2 protein-coding genes and 1 pseudogene are annotated in these 1,860 nt (G+C 67.3%); all 3 read left to right on the top strand.

All coding sequences use genetic code 11. The annotated features are described in order from the left end of the window. Nucleotides 1–185 precede the first annotated feature (185 nt). Nucleotides 186–1,262: a tyrosine-type recombinase/integrase gene (locus BBK14_RS13245; RefSeq protein ID WP_071062403.1), complete on the top strand. Its 1,077-nt coding sequence runs from the start codon at nt 186–188 to the stop codon at nt 1,260–1,262. Between the two features lie 95 nt (nt 1,263–1,357). Next, a complete protein-coding gene (locus BBK14_RS13240) occupies nt 1,358–1,678 on the top strand; it encodes a helix-turn-helix domain-containing protein (RefSeq protein ID WP_020460988.1) in 321 nt (106 codons plus the stop codon). Between the two features lie 2 nt (nt 1,679–1,680). Continuing rightward, nucleotides 1,681–1,860 (top strand): annotated as a pseudogene (locus BBK14_RS39300) (hypothetical protein); the annotation flags it as partial.

Below are 1,860 nucleotides of genomic sequence, written 5' to 3'. Positions count from 1 at the left end.
ACTATTAAATAACCCTTGAGTTCTGCATTGCTGCTGAGATCGTACTGGCAGGCGATCCTCACGGGGACAGGGCCTCCCTGTGTCCTTCGCGGCCGAGGTCGCGTGTTGAAGACGCTTCAGGCTTCCTGAAGTCCTACCGTCGCTGCCGATCGTCCGGTTGTCGTCGTGAAGGTGAGGGACGCGGGTTGGGCCTGGCAGTGGTGCGGGATCTCCGCGAGGCGCGTGCGCCCGCGAGCCCGGACGAGGTCACGGAGTTCGAGACGGATGTGCTGGCCGGGTTCGTGCTGGCGCGGGCCGCGGCGGGTCTGGCCGACAAGACGATCCGCTCCGACGTCGGACACCTGGAGCAGATCCGGTCCTGGTTCGGCTGTCCATTATGGGAGATGGCGCCTTCCGATGGGGATGTCTATTTTGGGCAGGTCCTGCGCCGCGCGGCGCAGGCAACCCGGTCGTCCCGAGCGCAGGCACTGAAAACCTACTTCCTGTTCCTGGAACTGCGCCACAAAGTCGAGATCCACAACATGACCGGCCACATCGTGGCGTGCCCGATCGACGAGATGAACCGGCCGCGCGGGCAGACCGGTGCCTCGTTGCGTATACCGCCGAGCCAGGCCCAGATTGATGCGTTGTTTACCGGGTGGCGTGCCGAGTTGGCTACCTGCCGCAAGTTCGCCACCGCCGCGCGTAACTACGCGGCGGCGCGGCTGATGTCCGAGGTGGGCCTGCGCGTCAACGAGGTGTGCAACCTCGACCTGGACGACATCAAGTGGGACCTCGGCCGGTTCGGCAAGCTGCACGTCCGGTGCGGTAAGGGCTCGCGCGGAAGCGGGCCGCGGGAGCGGATGGTTCCTCTCATCCGGGGCGCGGACCGCACACTGCGCTGGTTCGTCGAGGACGTGTGGGGCCACTTCGACAATGATCATACCCGGCCCGGCAACCCGCTGTTCCCCTCGGAACGCCGCAACGGCGACGGAACATGCGTACGCGTCGGCGACGACGCCCTGCGCAACGGTCTCGTCGAGGCCGCATCCCGTCATCTGCCGGAATGGCAAAACGCACTCACGCCGCACGTGCTGCGGCACTTCGCCGCCTCCCAGTTCTACCTGACGGGAATGGACCTGATCGCTATCCAGGAGGTCCTTGGTCATCGCTGGGTCGCAACCACGATGCATTACGTCCACGTGCATCGCGGTCACATCGAAGACGCGTGGGTGGCCGGTCAGCAACGGGCCGCCGACCGGCTGAAGGGACGGCTGCCATGAGCAGAGAACTCCCCGCCGCGCTGTGCCCACCCGCGATCCGCTCACCGCCGAGGTCGCCGTCAGGCTGCCGAACGACTGAAAGGGGGCATGGCACTGTGCGGTGGAACCTGCGGCTGGCCGCTGCCAACCGGGGCATTTGGAAGGCCAGCGAGATGCAGCAGCTGCTCGCCGAGCATGGCTTGGTCATCAGCGCCGGGAAGATGTCGGGCCTGTGGTCCGGGCAGCCGGCCAGCATCAAGCTCGACGACCTCGATGTCATCTGCGCGGTTCTCGGCTGCCCGATCGGCGAACTACTGATCCCCGAGCCCGACAAGGTCACCCGACCCGACAGCGCCGACCAGCCCGCAGTGGCGCAGGCCGCGGCCCGGCCGGTGACCCCCAGACGCCGGGACGGACGCTCCCTACCGCCGATGTGACGATGACCTGGATCCGTGACGGTAAGCCGCCGACCAGCTGCGGCGACTGCCTGGCCTGGGGCGTCTTCGGGGGCCGGTACTGCCCGGCCTGCGCCAACTTCCGACAGCGGTTTCCCCGCAGCACGTGCGCCGGCTGCGCCCGCCTTCTCCCTGTGAAACGGGGCTACTGCCGGCTGTGCTGG

The sequence above is a fragment of the Parafrankia soli genome, from assembly GCF_001854695.1.
Classification (GTDB): Bacteria; Actinomycetota; Actinomycetes; order Frankiales; family Frankiaceae; genus Parafrankia; species Parafrankia soli.
Note: the sequence above shows the minus strand (reverse complement) of the source record. Positions and strands in the feature narration are given on the sequence as shown.